Annotated in this window: 14 protein-coding genes and 3 tRNA genes; 4 read left to right on the forward strand and 13 right to left on the reverse strand. The window is 66.7% G+C overall.

Translation table 11 applies throughout. The annotated features are described in order from the left end of the window. The first annotated feature begins 5 nt into the window (after nt 1–5). Nucleotides 6–680, forward strand: coding sequence for an aminodeoxychorismate/anthranilate synthase component II (locus tag ABQF30_RS14220; protein ID WP_448464668.1), 675 nt, complete (start codon nt 6–8; stop codon nt 678–680). Here ABQF30_RS14220 and pknB read toward each other — a convergent pair. The 7 genes from pknB to ABQF30_RS14255 form a co-directional block, all read right to left on the reverse strand. Next, a complete protein-coding gene (pknB, locus tag ABQF30_RS14225; protein ID WP_448464670.1) occupies nt 658–2532 on the reverse strand; it encodes a Stk1 family PASTA domain-containing Ser/Thr kinase in 1875 nt (624 codons plus the stop codon). The two genes, ABQF30_RS14220 and pknB, sit on opposite strands and share 23 nt — an antisense overlap. An 8-nt stretch (nt 2533–2540) precedes the next feature. Further along, nucleotides 2541–3788 (reverse strand): protein kinase domain-containing protein, encoded by a 1248-nt coding sequence (locus ABQF30_RS14230; RefSeq protein WP_448464672.1) that lies wholly within the window; start codon nt 3786–3788, stop codon nt 2541–2543. Next, on the reverse strand, nt 3785–5260 hold the full coding sequence (gene pbpA, locus ABQF30_RS14235; protein ID WP_448464674.1) for a D,D-transpeptidase PbpA: 1476 nt from the start codon (nt 5258–5260) through the stop codon (nt 3785–3787). Before pbpA ends, ABQF30_RS14230 begins: the two co-directional genes overlap by 4 nt. Then, a complete protein-coding gene (locus ABQF30_RS14240) occupies nt 5257–6672 on the reverse strand; it encodes a peptidoglycan glycosyltransferase RodA (RefSeq protein WP_448464676.1) in 1416 nt (471 codons plus the stop codon). The genes pbpA and ABQF30_RS14240 overlap by 4 nt, the downstream gene beginning before the upstream one ends. Next, nucleotides 6669–8189, reverse strand: a complete 1521-nt coding sequence (locus ABQF30_RS14245) for a PP2C family protein-serine/threonine phosphatase (protein ID WP_448464678.1) — start codon at nt 8187–8189, stop codon at nt 6669–6671. The genes ABQF30_RS14240 and ABQF30_RS14245 overlap by 4 nt, the downstream gene beginning before the upstream one ends. Continuing rightward, the gene (locus ABQF30_RS14250; protein WP_448464680.1) at nt 8186–8653 is read right to left on the reverse strand and encodes an FHA domain-containing protein FhaB/FipA; all 468 of its coding nucleotides are present in this window, start codon (nt 8651–8653) and stop codon (nt 8186–8188) included. Before ABQF30_RS14250 ends, ABQF30_RS14245 begins: the two co-directional genes overlap by 4 nt. Nucleotides 8654–8784: 131 nt before the next feature. Next, a complete protein-coding gene (locus ABQF30_RS14255; protein WP_448464682.1) occupies nt 8785–10245 on the reverse strand; it encodes an FHA domain-containing protein in 1461 nt (486 codons plus the stop codon). Between the two features lie 260 nt (nt 10246–10505). On the opposite strand from ABQF30_RS14255, the gene ABQF30_RS14260 reads away from it, so the two are divergent. Next, nucleotides 10506–10588 (forward strand) — tRNA-Leu (locus ABQF30_RS14260). 122 nt (nt 10589–10710) lie between these two features. Here the strand turns inward: ABQF30_RS14260 and ABQF30_RS14265 are convergent. The 4 genes from ABQF30_RS14265 to ABQF30_RS14280 all read right to left on the reverse strand — a co-directional run bounded on the left by ABQF30_RS14265 (nt 10711) and on the right by ABQF30_RS14280 (nt 13034). Then, on the reverse strand, nt 10711–11211 hold the full coding sequence (locus ABQF30_RS14265) for an HNH endonuclease (protein ID WP_448464684.1): 501 nt from the start codon (nt 11209–11211) through the stop codon (nt 10711–10713). A 37-nt stretch (nt 11212–11248) separates the two neighbouring features. Then, nucleotides 11249–11322, reverse strand: a tRNA-Leu gene (locus tag ABQF30_RS14270). Between the two features lie 109 nt (nt 11323–11431). Continuing rightward, nucleotides 11432–11503: transfer RNA gene (locus ABQF30_RS14275), tRNA-Lys, on the reverse strand. Between the two features lie 367 nt (nt 11504–11870). Beyond that, entirely contained in the window at nt 11871–13034 is a 1164-nt protein-coding gene (locus ABQF30_RS14280; RefSeq protein WP_448464686.1) for an MFS transporter, read from the reverse strand. 145 nt (nt 13035–13179) lie between these two features. On the opposite strand from ABQF30_RS14280, the gene ABQF30_RS14285 reads away from it, so the two are divergent. Next, complete coding sequence (locus ABQF30_RS14285; RefSeq protein ID WP_448464688.1) at nt 13180–13722, forward strand: TetR/AcrR family transcriptional regulator; 543 nt, start codon at nt 13180–13182, stop codon at nt 13720–13722. Here ABQF30_RS14285 and ABQF30_RS14290 read toward each other — a convergent pair whose 3' ends face one another. Then, a complete protein-coding gene (locus tag ABQF30_RS14290; RefSeq protein WP_448464690.1) occupies nt 13723–14214 on the reverse strand; it encodes a CYTH domain-containing protein in 492 nt (163 codons plus the stop codon). Nucleotides 14215–14248: 34 nt separating this feature from the next. On the opposite strand from ABQF30_RS14290, the gene ABQF30_RS14295 reads away from it, so the two are divergent. Continuing rightward, a complete protein-coding gene (locus ABQF30_RS14295; RefSeq protein ID WP_448464692.1) occupies nt 14249–14890 on the forward strand; it encodes an alpha/beta hydrolase in 642 nt (213 codons plus the stop codon). An 11-nt stretch (nt 14891–14901) separates the two neighbouring features. Here the strand turns inward: ABQF30_RS14295 and ABQF30_RS14300 are convergent, their stop codons facing one another. Further along, entirely contained in the window at nt 14902–15540 is a 639-nt protein-coding gene (locus ABQF30_RS14300) for a nitroreductase family protein (protein WP_448464694.1), read from the reverse strand. Between the last annotated feature and the right edge of the window lie 98 nt (nt 15541–15638).

Below are 15638 nucleotides of genomic sequence, written 5' to 3' on the forward strand. Positions count from 1 at the left end.
GGCCGATGCAGATCCTGGTCGTCGACAACTACGACAGCTTCGTCTTCAACCTGGTCCAGTACCTGGGCCAGCTCGGAGTGGACGTCCAGGTCTGGCGAAATGACGATGAGCGGCTGGGCACCGAGGCCGACATCGCCAAGGCCGTCGTCGACTTCGACGGCGTACTGCTCAGCCCAGGCCCCGGCACGCCGGAACGCGCCGGCGCGTCGATCCCCCTGGTGCGGGCCTGCGCAGCGGCAGGCACTCCCCTGCTCGGTGTCTGCCTGGGCCACCAAGCCATCGGCGTCGCATTCGGCGGCACGGTGGACCGCGCACCCGAACTGCTCCACGGCAAGACCAGCGTGGTCCATCACGCCGATGCCGGTGTGCTGCAGGGCCTTCCGGACCCCTTCACCGCGACGCGCTACCACTCGCTGACCATCCTGCCGGACACCGTTCCTGCCGAACTCGAGGTCATCGGACGCACGGACGGCGGCGTGATCATGGCGGTCCGCCACGTCGAACTGCCCATCCACGGCGTGCAGTTCCATCCCGAATCGATCCTGACCGAGGGTGGCCACCGCATGCTGGCCAACTGGCTCGGGTACTGCGGCGGCGCCCCCGCCGAGACGCTCGTCCGTCAGCTCGAGGACGAAGTCTCGCGCGCGGTCGCAGCGGCTACGACGCGAAACTCAGCGTAATCCGCGCGTCGCGGTTCACCCCGGCGCCCGGTGACGGGCTCTGGGTGACCACGGCGTTGGTGCGCTGACCGCTGTCGCGGATGTCCGGACCGCGGTCGAGCACTCCGGTCCAGCCGAGAGCGGTCAGCCGCGGATAAACGTCAGCCCAGAACTGACCGACGAGGTCGGGCATGACGAACTGGTTGCCGCGCGACGCCTGGATCGTGATCACGGTGTCTTTCGCCACCGACGCCCTCGCAGCCGGGGCCGTGCTGACCACTTGACCGGCGGGTGCAGTGTTGTCGACCTCGATGACAACGGTATTCAGGAAGCCGGACGCGGCGAGAATCTGCTTGCACGTGTCAACGTTCTGCCCGACGCAGTCGGGAACCTCGGCGTTGGCCGGTCCTGATCCCACCACGATGGTGATCTCGTTGATGATCGCCGCGAGCTGGTTGGCAGGCGGGTTGGTCAAGAGAACCCTACCCTTTTCATCTGGAGTGGACGGACTCTGTGATTCCTTCGTCTTCTCGAATCCCGCATCTTTGAGCTTCTGTCGCGCCTGGACCGGCGTCAGCCCCTTCACATCCGGCACCTGGGCCTGCTCGGGACCGGTGGAGACGTTGATTGTGATCTCGTCGCCGGCACTGGCCTCGGTGTCGGCCTCCGGTTCCGTGCCGATCACGCGTTCGGGCAGCACGGAGTTGTCCGGGCGGGTCTCGATGCGCGTCTTGAAACCCCGGTTCTGCAACGCTGCCTGAGCGTCGTCGAAATGCTGGCCGCTCACGTCGGGCACCTGCACATCGCGCGGACTGCTGCCGATCATGTTGATCGCCACCGTCACCACCACGGTGAGCACCGCAAGTACCGCCACCGCGATCAGCCAACGGGCCACCGAGTTCCCGCGATCGCGGGAGTAGCCGGCAGGCCGGGGCACCGGCATGTTCTGGGTCGGGATGCCGCGGTCCATCGACGGCGAGGCCATCATCGAGCTGCGATCGGCGTCGGTGAGCACCTTGGGTGCGTCGGGCGCCTGCCCGCTGTGCACCCGGATCAGGTCGGTGCGCATCTCGGCCGCGGACTGGTAGCGATTGTCCGGGTTCTTGGCGAGCGCTTTGAGCACCACAGCGTCGAGCTCCGGAGAGATGCCTTGATGTCGCTGCGACGGCGGCACCGGATCTTCGCGGACATGTTGGTAGGCCACGGCCACTGGTGAGTCACCGACGAAAGGCGGTTCGCCAGTGAGGATTTCGTAGAGAACGCAGCCCAGCGAATAGACGTCGGAGCGGGCGTCGACCGTCTCGCCGCGGGCTTGTTCGGGGGACAGATACTGGGCGGTTCCGATCACCGCGGCCGTCTGCGTGACGCTGTTGCCGGTATCGGCCAGCGCCCGGGCGATACCGAAGTCCATCACCTTCACAGCGTTGTTCTTGCTGATCATGATGTTGGCCGGCTTGACGTCGCGGTGGATGATGCCGTGCTGGTGGCTGAAGTTCAGTGCCTGGCAGGCGTCGGCGATGATCTCGATCGCCCGCTGCGGCGGAATGGGTCCTTCGGTGTGGACGATGTCGCGCAGCGTCACACCTTCGACGTACTCCATCACGATGTAGGGCAGCGGCCCGTTGGGCGTCTCAGCCTCACCGGTGTCGTACACCGCGACGATCGCCGGATGGTTCAACGCTGCGGCGTTCTGCGCTTCGCGGCGGAAGCGCAGGTAGAAGCTGGGGTCGCGGGCAAGGTCGGCGCGCAGCACTTTCACCGCGACATCGCGGTGCAACCGGGTATCGCGGGCGATATGGACTTCGGACATTCCACCGAAGCCGAGGATTTCGCCGAGTTCATATCGGTCGGAGAGGTGCTGAGGCGTCGTCATCGCAGTATCTATTCCGGTGCCGCGGGGGCGCGCGGCACGATCACGTGGACCCCCAGGTCAGGCAGCGCTGCCGGTGACTCGTAGGGCGTTGTTTGCGTCACCGTATCGGTGACGGTCGGCGACGGTGTCTGGTTCTGTTCCTTGCGGTCCTGCGCATTGAGCACAATCAGGATCGCAATGACGATGGCCAGCGCGCCGAGGACGCCAGCCGCCCACAATAGCGCTCGCTGGCCGGAGGAGAAGGTGCGTCGCGCCGGTGGCGGTGCGGGCCGATGCGCGCTGGTGGTCGTCGGCCTGGCTCGTGCGGCGGTGACCGGTGCGCGTCCGGTGAGGTCGGCGGCAGCTCGAGCCTGCGCGGCCGACGGCACCGCGGCAGGTGCGGCCCGACCGAGCGTCGGCGCCTGGTTCGGCCGGGGCGGCCTGCGCCCGGATCGCACCGCGGCGACCGCGTCGGCGAACGGACCGCCCGACTTGTAGCGCATGCCCGGGTTCTTGACGAGGGTGATTTCGATGAGCTCACGCACGTTGGGCGGCAGATCGGCAGGCAGCGGCGGCGGGGTCTCCTTGATGTGCTTCATCGCCACCGTCAGCGCACCATCACCGGTGAACGGGCGCTTGCCCGAAACAGATTCGTAGCCAACAACTCCCAGTGCGTACACATCGCTGGCCGCGGTGGCGTCGTGGCCAAGGGCCTGTTCCGGGGCGATGTACTGGGCGGTGCCCATCACCATGCCGGTCTGGGTGACCGGGGCGGCGTCGACGGCCTTGGCGATACCGAAGTCGGTGAGCTTGACCTGACCGGTCGGGGTGATCAGGATGTTGCCCGGCTTGACGTCGCGGTGCACCAGCCCCGCGGTGTGGGCCACCTGCAGCGCGCGTCCGGTCTGCTCGAGCATGTCCAGGGCGTGCCGCAGCGACAGCCGCCCGGTGCGTTTGATCACCGAGTTCAGCGGCTCACCGTTGACGAGCTCCATCACCAGGTACGCGGTGCGGCCCTCACCGTCCATGTCGGTCTCGCCGTAGTCATAGACGCTGGCGATGCCGGGGTGGTTCAGCATGGCCACGGTGCGGGCCTCGGCCCGGAACCGTTCGACGAACTCGGCGTCGGTGGAGAACTCGGCCTTGAGTACCTTGACCGCCACCCGGCGGCCCAGCCGCGAGTCGACGGCTTCCCACACCTGGCCCATACCGCCGGTGGCGATCAGGCGCTGCAGCCGGTACCGACCGGACAGCGTGACTCCGACCCGGGGGCTCATGTTCCCTCCCGCAGTGCCGCCGCAATGGTGGCACGTCCGATGGGGGCGGCAAGTGCGCCGCCGGTGGCCGACAACCGGTCGCCGCCGTCCTCAACCAGCACCGCGACCGCGACCTTTGGGTCGGAGGCCGGTGCAAAGGCGATGTACCAGGCATGGGGCGGAGTGTTCCTGGGATCCGTCCCATGCTCTGCCGTACCGGTTTTTGAAGCGATCTGCACGCCGGCGATGGCTCCCTTCTGCTGAGTCACCTGCTCGGCGGCGACCATCAAGTCCGTAAGTGTAGCCGCGACCTGGGGTGACACCGCCCGGCGCTCTTGCGCGGGGGTGGTGGTGCTGATGGTGGCCAGGTCCGGTCCCTTGAGAGTATCGACAAGGTAGGGGCGCATTGCGATGCCGTCGTTGGCGATTGTCGCGGCCACCTGCGCGTTTTGCAATGGCGTCAGCGCGACGTCCCGCTGCCCGATGCTCGACATTCCCAGCGCCGCCCCGTCGAGGATGGGTCCGGTGGTGGATTCGGCCACCTGCAGCGGAATGGCAGGTGCCGGCGAGTCGAGTCCGAACGCCTGCGCGGTGGTCTTGAGCTTGTCGGCGCCGGTGTCGAGGCCCAGTTGCACGAACGCGGTGTTGCAGGACTTCGCGAACGCCTCGCTCAGGGATGCCGTCGGGCCGGACCCACACGGTGCGCCACCGAAGTTCTCGAGTGTCGCGGTGCTGTCCGGCAATGTGGTCCGCGGCGCCGCGTTGAGCTGTGTTTCCGGGGTGGCGCCCGCCTGCAGCGCAGCGGCGGTGGTGATCACCTTGAACGTGGAACCCGGGGGGTAGGTCTCGGAGATGGCGCGGTTGAGCAGCGGTGACTGTGGATCGTCGCGCAGCCGCTCCCAGGCCGCCGTCTGCGCGGTCATGTCGTGCGTGGCCAGCAGGTTGGGGTCGTACGACGGTGCCGACACCATGGCCAGGATCTTGCCCGTCGACGGTTCGAGTGCGACGACCGAGCCCTTGCACGGTCCGTCGCAGCTGGACTGCATCGCGTCCCAGGCGGCCTGCTGCACCTGCGGCTTGATGGTCGTGTCGACGTTGCCGCCGCGCGGATCCCGGCCGGTGAAGAAATCCGCGAGCCTGCGGCCGAACAGGCGCTCGTCCGAGCCGTTGAGCATGGTGTCCTCAGCCCGTTCGAGGCCGGTGCTGGAGTAACCCAGCGAGTAGAACCCGGTGACCGGCGCGTAGGTCTGCGGGTTCGGATAGGTGCGCAGGTACCGGAATCGGCCCTCGGTGGAGACCGAGTAGGCCAGCAATTGACCGCCCGCGCTGATCTGGCCGCGCTGCCGCGAATACTCGTCGAGCAGCACCCGCTGATTGCGCGGGTCAGCGCGTAACCCGTCGGCGGTGAAGACCTGGGTAATCGTGGCGTTGGCCAGCAGCAGCACGATCAGCACCATGATCGCGACGGCTACCCGGCGCAGTGAGGTGTTCATACCTTCTCGATCACCTCGGTGCCGGCCGCCGCGATCGGCGTCGCATTCGGCGGTCGGGTGTCGGTGATCGGTCGCCGAGCGGCGTGCGAGATGCGGATCAGGATGGCCAGCAGCACATAGTTGGCCACCAGCGAGGAGCCGCCGTAGGACATCCACGGGGTGGTCAGTCCGGTCAGCGGGATCAGTCTGGTGACGCCGCCGACGACGATGAACAACTGGATGGCCAACGTGGAGGCCAGGCCGGCGGCGAGCAGCTTGCCAAAGCTGTCACGCACCGCGAGCGCGGTCCGCAGGCCGCGGATGATCACGATGGTGTAGAGCATGAGAACGCCTGCGAGGCCGACCAATCCGAGCTCCTCGCCGACGGCGGCGATGATGAAGTCGGTGGCCGCGGCAGGCACCGTGCCGGGCTGCCCATTGCCCAGACCGGTGCCGAAAATACCGCCGGTGGCGAAGCTGAACAGCGACTGCACCATCTGGTAGCCGGCGCCCTCGGGGTCGGCGAACGGGTCCAGCCAGGTTTGTACGCGCACCCGGACATGGCCGAAAATGTGGTATGCCACAACGCTTCCCACGGCAAACAGGGCCAGCCCGATCACCACCCAGGTGAGCCTCTCGGTGGCGACGTAGAGCAGTACCAAAAACGATGCGTACAGCAGAAGTGAAGTGCCCAAATCTTTTTCGAAAATCATCACACCGACCGACGCCGCCCAGGCGAGCAGCAGGGGTGCCAGATCGCGGGGACGGGGCAGGTCGACACCGAGGAAATGCTTACCGGCACTGGTGAACAGGCTGCGCTTGGCCACCAGCACGGCGGAGAAGAAGATGAGCAGCAGGATCTTGGAGAACTCGGCGGGCTGAATTGAGAAGCCCGGGAACTGAATCCAGATCTTGGCGCCGTACTGCTCGGAGTATCTCGCCGGCAGCAGGGCCGGAATCACAAGCAGCACAAGGCCTGTCAGCCCGCAGATGTAGCCGTACCGAGCCAGGATGCGGTGATCGGTCAGGAAGATCACCACGAGCGAGAACGCGATCACGCCCACCAGCGTCCACAGCATCTGCTGGTTGGCGGTGCCGCCGACGTCGTCCGACGTCATCTCACCCTTGGCCAGGTCCAACCGGTGGATCATCACCAGGCCCAACCCGTTGAGCAAGGCGACCACCGGTAGCAGCAGCGGGTCGGCATACGGCGCGAACCGACGCACCGCGAGGTGGGCACCGGCGAACACCGCGAGGTAGGCGGCCGCGTAGCGGGCCAGATCCCAGCTCAGGCCCTGCTCCTGATTGGTCTCCACGATGAGCAGCGCGACAGTGGTGATCAAGACTGCGAACCCCAGCAGCAGCAGTTCCGCATTGCGCCGATTCGGTAACGGCGGCATGACGGTAACCGGCGACTGGGGTTGCGTCGTCATGACGCCGCCCGGCAGTTCGTCCCCGGTTCCGGCGGCGGGGGAGGCAGAGCGGTGACGGTGGGTGAGGGCGACGGAGCCGGTGATGGTGCCTGCGCCCCTGGTGGCGGCGGCGGCGCGGGCGCGGTGACGGTGGTCGGGGTCTCCGGTGCCGGGGACTGCGCGGTCGCGCGGGCAGTGGGCTCGGGCCCGGGCGCCGGGGCGGGCGCGGGAGGCGGTGTGGGAGTGGCCGACGTGGTGGTCGCAGCCCGAGGTGCGCACACCGGGAGCACTGAGCTCTGGGCCAGCTCGGTGATTTGGGCGAACGCCTCGTCGAGGGTGCCGCCGGGCAGGCCCGCGGCCACCTGTGCGCGCTCGGAGGGACGCATGTCGTTGACCGCCATCAGGCGGCAACCCAGATCAGCGCGATTTTCGTCGGCGCCGATCAGGGACAGCTCGTTGCGGGCGTTCAGACAGCCGAGCCGGTAGGGCTCCTGCAGTGAGAATCCCAGAAAGGAACCCTGGACCCCACGCATGATCGACACCGTGCCATCGTGCTCGGCGACGTAATAGTTGTTGCGGACGATCTCCCGGCCGATCGCGAGTCCGCCCACCACCACCAAGATCAGCAGCACCGCGGCGATGACGATGCGCCGCCGCGACCGTGGCTTGCGGGACGGTTCGGCGGGCTGGGGCACCACCCGCTTCGGTTCGTTACGCCGAGGATTGAATGCCGAAGCCCGCCCCGCGGAGGTGTTCGGCGGTGCGCTCTGGTCGTCGTCGCCGGAAACCGCGCCGGCCAAAATCGGCTGAGTCTGGCCGTAGTCGTAGTCGACGACGTCGGCGACCACCACGGTGACGTTGTCCGGGCCGCCGCCCCGCAGCGCCAATTCGATGAGCCGGTCGGCACTTTCGGCCACATCCTCGATCTGCAGCGCTTCCTGGATGGTCTCCTGGCTGACCGGATCGGACAAGCCGTCCGAGCACAGCAGATAGCGGTCACCGGCTTTGGCCTCGCGCATGATCAGCGTCGGCTCGACCTCGTGGCCCGTGAGTGCCCGCATGATGAGCGAGCGCTGCGGGTGGCTGTGCGCTTCTTCTGCGGTGATCCGACCCTCGTCGACGAGCGTCTGGACGAAGGTGTCGTCCTTGGTGATCTGGGTGAGCTCACCGTCGCGCAGCAGATAGCCGCGGGAGTCGCCGATGTGGACGAGGCCGAGTCTGTTGCCCGCGAACAGGATCGCGGTCAGCGTCGTGCCCATCCCGTCGAGTTCCGGATCGGCCTCGACGTGCGCGGCGATTGCGCCGTTTCCTTCGGCGACGGCCGAGTGCAGCTTGCTGAGCAGATCACCGCCGGGCTCATCGTCGTCGAGGTGGGCCAGCGCCGCGATCACGAGCTGCGAGGCGACCTCGCCGGCGGCGTGTCCACCCATCCCGTCAGCCAAGGCCAATAGGCGGGCACCGGCGTACACCGAGTCTTCGTTGTTGGCGCGGACCAGGCCGCGATCGCTGCGGGCGGCATATCTCAAAACGAGGGTCACGGGCGTAACTCGATCACCGTCTTGCCGATACGCACCGGCGTGCCAATGGGAACCCTTACCGCTGTTGTCACCTTCGCCCTGTCAAGGTATGTGCCGTTGGTCGATCCTAGGTCTTCGACGTACCACTCCGAACCTCGTGGCGAGAGTCTGGCGTGGCGCGTCGAGGCGTAGTCATCGGTAAGCACAAGTGTCGAGTCGTCAGCCCGGCCGATCAGCACAGGTTGGTCCCCCAAAGTGATGCGGGTACCGGCCAGGGCGCCGTCGGTGACCACCAATTGCCGGATCACGTGCCGTCGTTGCCGGTTGGGAAGCAGCGAGCCGCGCAGCGCCAACCCCCGGCGCACCATCACCGCGCCGGTGGGGGCATAGATATCGGTGCGCAGTATCCGCAACACCGACCAGATGAACAGCCACAACAGCAACAGGAAGCCGACGCGCGTCAGCTGCAGCACTAACCCCTGCATCTGACGTCCTCTCCGTGCCCGCCCCGTTGGTGTCGCTCAGCGACCGTCGGCAACGTCACGATACTTGGACGGCGATGGGCATGAGGGTGAAGCGAGCCGCTTGTCACCCCGATGTGTCCCGTCCGAGATGCTCAGTGCACGCGCACGATGATCTCGGAGTGGCCCAACCGGATCACGTCGCCGTCAGCCAACTGCCACTCCTGCACCGGTGCATTGTTCACCGTGGTGCCGTTGGTGGAGTTGAGGTCAGACAGCAGCGCGACCTGGCCGTCCCACCGGATCTCCAGGTGCCGACGTGACACGCCGGTGTCCGGCAGCCGGAACTGGGCGTCCTGGCCGCGGCCGATCACGTTGGCGCCTTCACGAAGCTGGTAGGTCCGGCCACTGCCGTCGTCGAGCTGCAGTGTGACGGACGCCCCACCGGCCGCGTAGTCCGCGCCGGCGTACCCGCCGCCGTAGCCTGCCTGCCCGCCCGCGGGAGCACCGTAATCCGCATCACGGCCGCCCTCGCCGTAGCCGGGCTCCGGATAGCCGCCCTGCGGCTCGGCGTAGCCACGGCCGTAGTCGGGCTGTTGACCGTACTCGGGCCGCCCGTACGGCTGCGCGGCATAGCCACCCTGCTCGGGGTAACCGGGCTGACGGGGATCCTGCCGTGGGTAGCCGCCCTCGTCCTGGCGTCCGGGTGCGGGCTGCCGTCCGTAGTCGTACTCAGCGGCGGGACCGCCGTAGCCGGGCTGACCGGCGGGCGGCGCCGGCGGGTAGCCACCGGGCTGCTGACCGTAGCCCCGGCCCGGGGGCTGGTCATAACCGCCGGCGGGCTGGCCGTAACCGGCCGCCGGCGGACGCTGCTCGTACGGCTGCGGCGGGTAACCGCCCTGGTCGGGATATCCGCCTTGATCCGGGTAGCCGCCCTGGTCCGGGTAGCCGGCCTGGTCGGGGTAGCCGCCTTGATCTGGGTAGCCGCCCTGCTCGGGGTAGCCACCACGGGGCGGGTAACCAGCCGGCTCCTGCGGGGGATAGCCGCCTGGCTCCGGCGGGTACTGGCCGCCGCGCGGGTCATCCTGCTGGCGCCCGTAGCGCTCGTCGTAATACTCGTCGCCTGGCCGACCTTGTCCCTGGCCGCCGCGGTAATTCGGATTATCGGTCATAGGTGGTTCTCCTGATTCTGCGGTGAACGCATGGTCGCGATGGGCTCGCGCGGATTCGCCAGCGGTCGAATCGGGGTTGACCGCGCCATGCGCGCGGAACTGTCCAGTGTGCAAGTTCGGTGATTGCTCGAATCTAACGACCACTTCACCATACGTTTGCCACCCCTGATCATGGATAAATCCCCCCAAGTGCTTGGCGAACGCGGTCGAGGTCAGGTCAGTATCGGCGCTTACCTTCTGATAGTCAGTCCCACTGAGGGTAATTACGTACTCGTTCGGTGCCAAAACTTGGCCGCCGCCTCCGACGGTGCGCGCCCGCGTCTCGGCCTCGCGCCGCAACGCGGCTTCGAGCTCCTGCGGCACAATGGAACCACCGAAAACCCGGGCGAATGCATCCCCGACAGTCGATTCGAGTTTGCGTTCGATGCGGTCAACAAGACCCATGACACCGCCCGCCTTTACTCGTTGTCGTTGGTGGCCGCGCCGACAGCTTCGTGCTACCGCGTGTCGCTCTGGCCACACTGCTCACAAGCATGGTATCGGCCTGACGTGCTTATGCGGGACCAACAGAACTCTGAGAATCAGAACGCCGCTGGTCAGTGACCTGATCTTGATGAAGGAAAGCATTCATTCAGGGTCTCGGGGCTACGATCGGCGCGGTTTGGGAAGCGGCCGCGCGCAGTGATACGCTGCCTCGGTCATTCGGGCGAGTGGCGGAATGGCAGACGCGCTGGCTTCAGGTGCCAGTGTCCTTCGGGACGTGGGGGTTCAAGTCCCCCTTCGCCCACAGTTACGACGCAGGGCCCCGGTCAATCGGGGCCCTGCGTCGTTTTCACCGAGATCGACACCAGGGCTGTGCCGAGCGCGAAATCACAACCCTGGCGTCAATCTCGATGCAGCCGTCCGAAGTCACACCGCCGTCGACAGCTCCCGCCAGATCCGGCGCTGGCGCACCGGTTCCCGTGCCGGCACCCTCGGGCTCCACAGCAGTCGCATCCCCGCCTCCTCCGGCGTGGAGTCGGCCTTGAGTTGATTGCACGTGAGACAGGCAGCGATCAGATTCGCCCACGAGTTCGCCCCGCCTCGCGATCGCGGGACGATGTGGTCGACCGTCGAGGCGAAATCGCCGCAGTAGCCGCAGGTGTTGTTGTCACGGCGCAGCACCGCCGTCACCGACGCACCCGAGTGCTCGTCCAGTTCCCGGTAGGGAACCAGCACGTAGTGCGTGAGCACGACGACAGCCGGCAACGGGACCGACAGATACTCCGAGTGGATGACCACGCCGGATTCATGGGCCTGGTGAATTCGGGCCTTGTCCTTCACGATCAGGACGACAGCGTTCTCCCAAGAGACCAGGTCGAGGGCCTCGTAGGACGCGTTAAGTACAAGTACTGCTGGATAATTCGTCATCCATCGGCCCTCCTTCCTGTTGGTGTGGCCTGTTGTGTGCCTCGGGTGGGACTCGAACCCACACTGTCCGGTATCTGAAACCGGTTCCTCTTCCAATTGGGATACCAAGGCAAAATCCGGTCGTAGCTACCGGGTTGTGCTGCTGCACAAGATAATTCGCGACGTGCTCCGGGGAGAGTCCTGCTCTCACCCACTGAGCTACCGGAGCGGTGAAACATTGTGCCCCGCCGAGGATTTGAACCCCGGGCCTACTGATTAAGAGTCAGTAGCTCTACCGCTGAGCTAGCGAGGCGTACGGCGACACCGGCGGGAATCGAACCCGCGTCCTACCCGTGCCATACCGAAACGTGCATGTTCAGTTATCAAGAGATCAACCCGTCACCGGGGAAGCGGAACCAAGTAAACCGGGCGACCAACGGCCCGTCAACGGCAATAAAATCGCGATTGCCAGGGGAAAGAGCGACAAAGAGACCCGTTTGAAGCTAGGCGCGTCGTGCGACGTGCCTAGCAGCAAGAAACAGGCTCAGCAAATTTCTGAAGTGATATCACCCGTCCGCTCATACCGAGATCGCACGCCAAAGCGACCGAGCTCAGCTCGGTCGCTGCGAGACGCATCACGAACGCGGACATGAGATAAGGGTAGCGACCTCCGCCACCGATTATCTGGATGCGGACGGCGACGCGGCGCTGACAGCCTCGTCCGCGGAGTCGGTGAGGCCGCCGATCGGCCCGGCCGCGCGAGCGATGAGGGGGCCGCAGGCGGCGATCGCGGCGAGCACGGTTGCCACTGCGACGGCTCCAACCGCACCGTGCGCCTCGGTCGCCACACCCGCGCATGCGGTGCCGATGGCGCCACCGACGAGGGCGGCGCTGTTCAGCCAGCCGAACGCTTCGGTGGCCGAGTGTTCGTCGACTTCCCGCGACACGATGAGGTAGAGAGCGGACATTGCCGGGGCGAATCCAAGTCCCGAACAGAACAGGGCCGTGAACTGCAGCACCAGGCTGTCGGCGATCCCGAACAGCGCGGTACCGATCGCGACGGTCGCCAGCGCGGCCACGATGCCGGCGACGCCGATGCGGCGGTGTCCCAGTAGCAGTCCGCCGACCAGAGACCCGATGCTCGCCACTGCTATCGCAACCCCGGCCATGACGCCGCTGTGCCCGAGGTCCGCGACGATGCCGACCTCAAGGGCCATGAACGATGCGACGAGCAGGAGGCTGGTCAGCATGGCAAGAATGACCGTCCGGTTCGCGAGAACCTTGCCAAAGGTCGACGTGCTCCGGGTGATTCCCGGGTGTAACCGCCTGGCGCTCAGCAGAAACCAACACGTTCCCAGCACCGTGACGGCAGCCGACAGAATCAGTGGGGCAGCGGTCGAGGCAGCCGAGACGAGGAAGGTGGCGGCGACGGGGCCGATCACCCAGATGAGTTCCTGTGCCGTCGTATCGAGCGCAAACAGGGCTCGAACGCCTTCGCCGGTAACCATTTTCGGGTACAACGCCCGAACTACCGGCATCAACGGCGGAACCGATGCGCCGATGAGGACGCCGAGCGTCATCAGCAGGGCAGGCGAGGAACCGGCGAACGCGAGTGCCAGCATGCTGGCCCCACTCATCGAAGCCGCAACCAACAACGTCGGCACCACGCCGACGCGACCGGCAAGGCGTGCGGTCATCGGCATGGCGACCGCTTGGCCGGCGCTGAGCGCTGCCACCACGGCACCGGCTTGGGCGTAGGACCCGGACAGCGCCTGAACGTGCAGCAGGATCGCCAATGAGAGCATGCCCAGCGGTAGCCGCGCAAACAGTTGCGACGCAGTCACATTCGCGACACCAGGCACTCGAACAAGATCGAGATAGGCCCGCACTGACATCCTCCGCTCAGTTCTGTCGGGCCGCGTGGCCGCCGAGAAAGCTACTGTACCGTCCAGACGGTACAGTAGCGGGACGCTGTCGTAAGCTTTCGCGATGGCTTCGTCACGGGACCGCATCCTCGACGCCTACGAGGACCTGCTGGCCGTCGAGGGAGAACGCTTCGCAACCCTGGACTCAGTGGCGGCACGCGCGGGAGTCTCGAAGGGCGGCCTGCTCTACCACTTTCCCTCCAAGGACCGCTTGGCTGAGGCGCTGTGTGACCGATTGGTGGCCCTTGCGGCGGAGGACGTGCAGCAGATGCGGACCGCAGCGGAAGGGCCGGCGCGCCACTACGTCCGCACCTCCCACTACGCGGGCACGCCGTTGGACCGCGCGCTGCTGGCCGTCGCGCGACTGCAGCAAGCCGGGGACACGCAGGCCCGCGCCGTCATCGAATCGGTTTCGGGGGAGTGGTTGAGCGTCCTGCACGGGGCACTCGGTGATCTCGACGTCGCCCGCGCCGTCAAACTGATCGGCGATGGCCTCTACTACAACGCCCTTTCCAGTGCGCTCGGCGGCCATCCGGCGGGAACCGACGCCGATGACGGGCTTCTCTCGGTGATCGACCGGATTATCGCGAGTACTGCCCGCGACTGATCAGGGCAGGCCGTTGGTGGCGAGGTTCTTGTTCTTGTAGGACTTGTCGCTCGTCACGTCGCGGGAAAACCAATCTGGCACAACGAAGGCCGCCGCGTCCTCTTCACCGCTGAACTCAACTTCTGCGACAACCAACCCGGCGAGATCACCGCCGTAGATATCGAGCTCGATGGTGTGTGACTCGTACGGTATTCGCAGGCGGGCCTTCTCGATTCGCGCGCCTTCGGACTTCGGCCACAGCGCCTCGAACATCTCGCGGGTGATCTCGATTGTCGACTCACCGCGCACCAGATCACCCGCGGACTTGACGGTCAGTTCGAACGCCGCATCGTCTGTGCTGCGCACCCGAGCCTCTGAGCCGTCCGTTGCAACGGCGAGATAACCCTGCCGCAGCACCAGCCGACGCTCTGCCCGCTGCTCGACATCAGCCGGGACATCAGACGGTTCAACCAGGAACTTCCGTTCCACCTCGGTGCCGGCATCTCCATCCACGTTGTCAGAGTAATGAGCCACGTACCGTGACGGCATGACGCGGTTCATCCTCATCCCCGGCGCGGGCGGGGTCGGCTGGTACTGGCAGCGGGTGGCCGAGAGATTGCGCGCACGGGGCCACGGGGCACTGCCGGTTGATCTACCGGGAAACGGCAGGCTCCCGGACTACCGTGACATCGTCCTCGCCGAGCTGCGCGAGGGAGATGTCGTGGTGGCGCAGTCGCTGGGCGGCTTCACCGCGGGAGCGGTGTGTGGGGTAACACGCCCTGCCGCAGTGGTTTTCGTGAACGCGATGATCCCGGCGCCCGGTGAGACAGCGGGGGAGTGGTGGGCCAACGTCGGCGCCGAGGAGGCCCGGCTGGCGGCGGTGGACGGCTATCCGCCGGAGTTCACCGCCGAGACGTACTTCCTGCACGACGTGCCACCAGATATCGCGGCCGAGGGCGAACCGCTGCAGCAGGAGCAAACCGACGCCATCTGCGGCGATCCCTGCGTCTTCGGCGGATGGGACGACATTGCAATGCGGATCCTCGTCGGCGCGGATGACCGATTCTTCCCGGCCGACTTTCAGCGCCGGGTGGCTTTGGAGCGCACCGGCGTCAACCCGGATGTCGTGCCCGGCGGCCACCTGGTCGCGCTGTCGAATCCGGACGCCGTGGTCGACTACCTGGCATAGGGCGCGACGGGCTAATCGTTCGACGGAGCGTTGTCCCAATAGTCGGCGGACACCAACTCCGAAAGCAGGCGCCGTCGCACCGGCCCATGTGAACCGCGCGGCCAGCCGACCACGACGTGTCCGGCCAGCATCCAGTCCGGCGGTACGCCGACCGCGTCGCGAATCAGCTGCTCGCCGCCGTACGACGCCCAACTGGTCAAGCATGCGCCCAAGCCCTGAGCCCGCGCCGCCAGCAGGAAATTCTGCATCGCCGGGAAGATGGAACCGCCGAGCAGCAACTCCGACGCCGTCGGGAACTTCTGCTGGGTGAACAGCACCGAGGTGAATTCGCCTGCCCGGTCATGCAATTCATAGGTCGCCCGGTTGGTACGGGCGCGCCGGCTGGTGTCGTCGTCGGCAGGTCTGCTCATTCCGTAGACCGGCTCGATCACCGCCAGTGCCTGAGCGGCCGCCTTGGCCACCACGGCCCGCTGCTCGGGTGAGCGCAATACGACGAACCGCCAGGCCTGCGCATTGGCCCCGGACGGCGCCCATGCCGCCGCCTGCAGGCACCGATTGAGGGTGGTCTGGTCGACCGGTTCGTCCGTGAACCGCCGGATCGTCCGGGATGTCGACATGACCTCCCAGACGTCGTCGCTGGCCGCTGACATCGCGCTCCCTCCCGCTCGCTGCCCCGAACCTAGTAGTGGCGGGCTGAGCAGGCCGCCCCGGGTTAGGCTCGAGGGGGCGGTTGTACGTCGGGGGACTG

The sequence above is a fragment of the Mycolicibacterium sp. XJ870 genome (genome assembly GCF_053483975.1).

Bases quoted from the DNA above. Each gene is read 5' to 3' on its own strand.
- ABQF30_RS14250 (WP_448464680.1), bottom strand. From the start codon at position 8,653: ATGCAGGGGTTAGTGCTGCAGCTGACGCGCGTCGGCTTCCTGTTGCTG.
- ABQF30_RS14300 (WP_448464694.1), bottom strand. From the start codon at position 15,540: ATGTCAGCGGCCAGCGACGACGTCTGGGAGGTCATGTCGACATCCCGG.
- pbpA (WP_448464674.1), bottom strand. From the start codon at position 5,260: ATGAACACCTCACTGCGCCGGGTAGCCGTCGCGATCATGGTGCTGATC.
- ABQF30_RS14240 (WP_448464676.1), bottom strand. From the start codon at position 6,672: ATGACGACGCAACCCCAGTCGCCGGTTACCGTCATGCCGCCGTTACCG.
- ABQF30_RS14265 (WP_448464684.1), bottom strand. From the start codon at position 11,211: ATGACGAATTATCCAGCAGTACTTGTACTTAACGCGTCCTACGAGGCC.
- ABQF30_RS14295 (WP_448464692.1), top strand. From the start codon at position 14,249: ATGACGCGGTTCATCCTCATCCCCGGCGCGGGCGGGGTCGGCTGGTAC.
- ABQF30_RS14285 (WP_448464688.1), top strand. From the start codon at position 13,180: ATGGCTTCGTCACGGGACCGCATCCTCGACGCCTACGAGGACCTGCTG.
- ABQF30_RS14255 (WP_448464682.1), bottom strand. From the start codon at position 10,245: ATGGGTCTTGTTGACCGCATCGAACGCAAACTCGAATCGACTGTCGGG.
- ABQF30_RS14230 (WP_448464672.1), bottom strand. From the start codon at position 3,788: ATGAGCCCCCGGGTCGGAGTCACGCTGTCCGGTCGGTACCGGCTGCAG.
- ABQF30_RS14220 (WP_448464668.1), top strand. From the start codon at position 6: ATGCAGATCCTGGTCGTCGACAACTACGACAGCTTCGTCTTCAACCTG.
- pknB (WP_448464670.1), bottom strand. From the start codon at position 2,532: ATGACGACGCCTCAGCACCTCTCCGACCGATATGAACTCGGCGAAATC.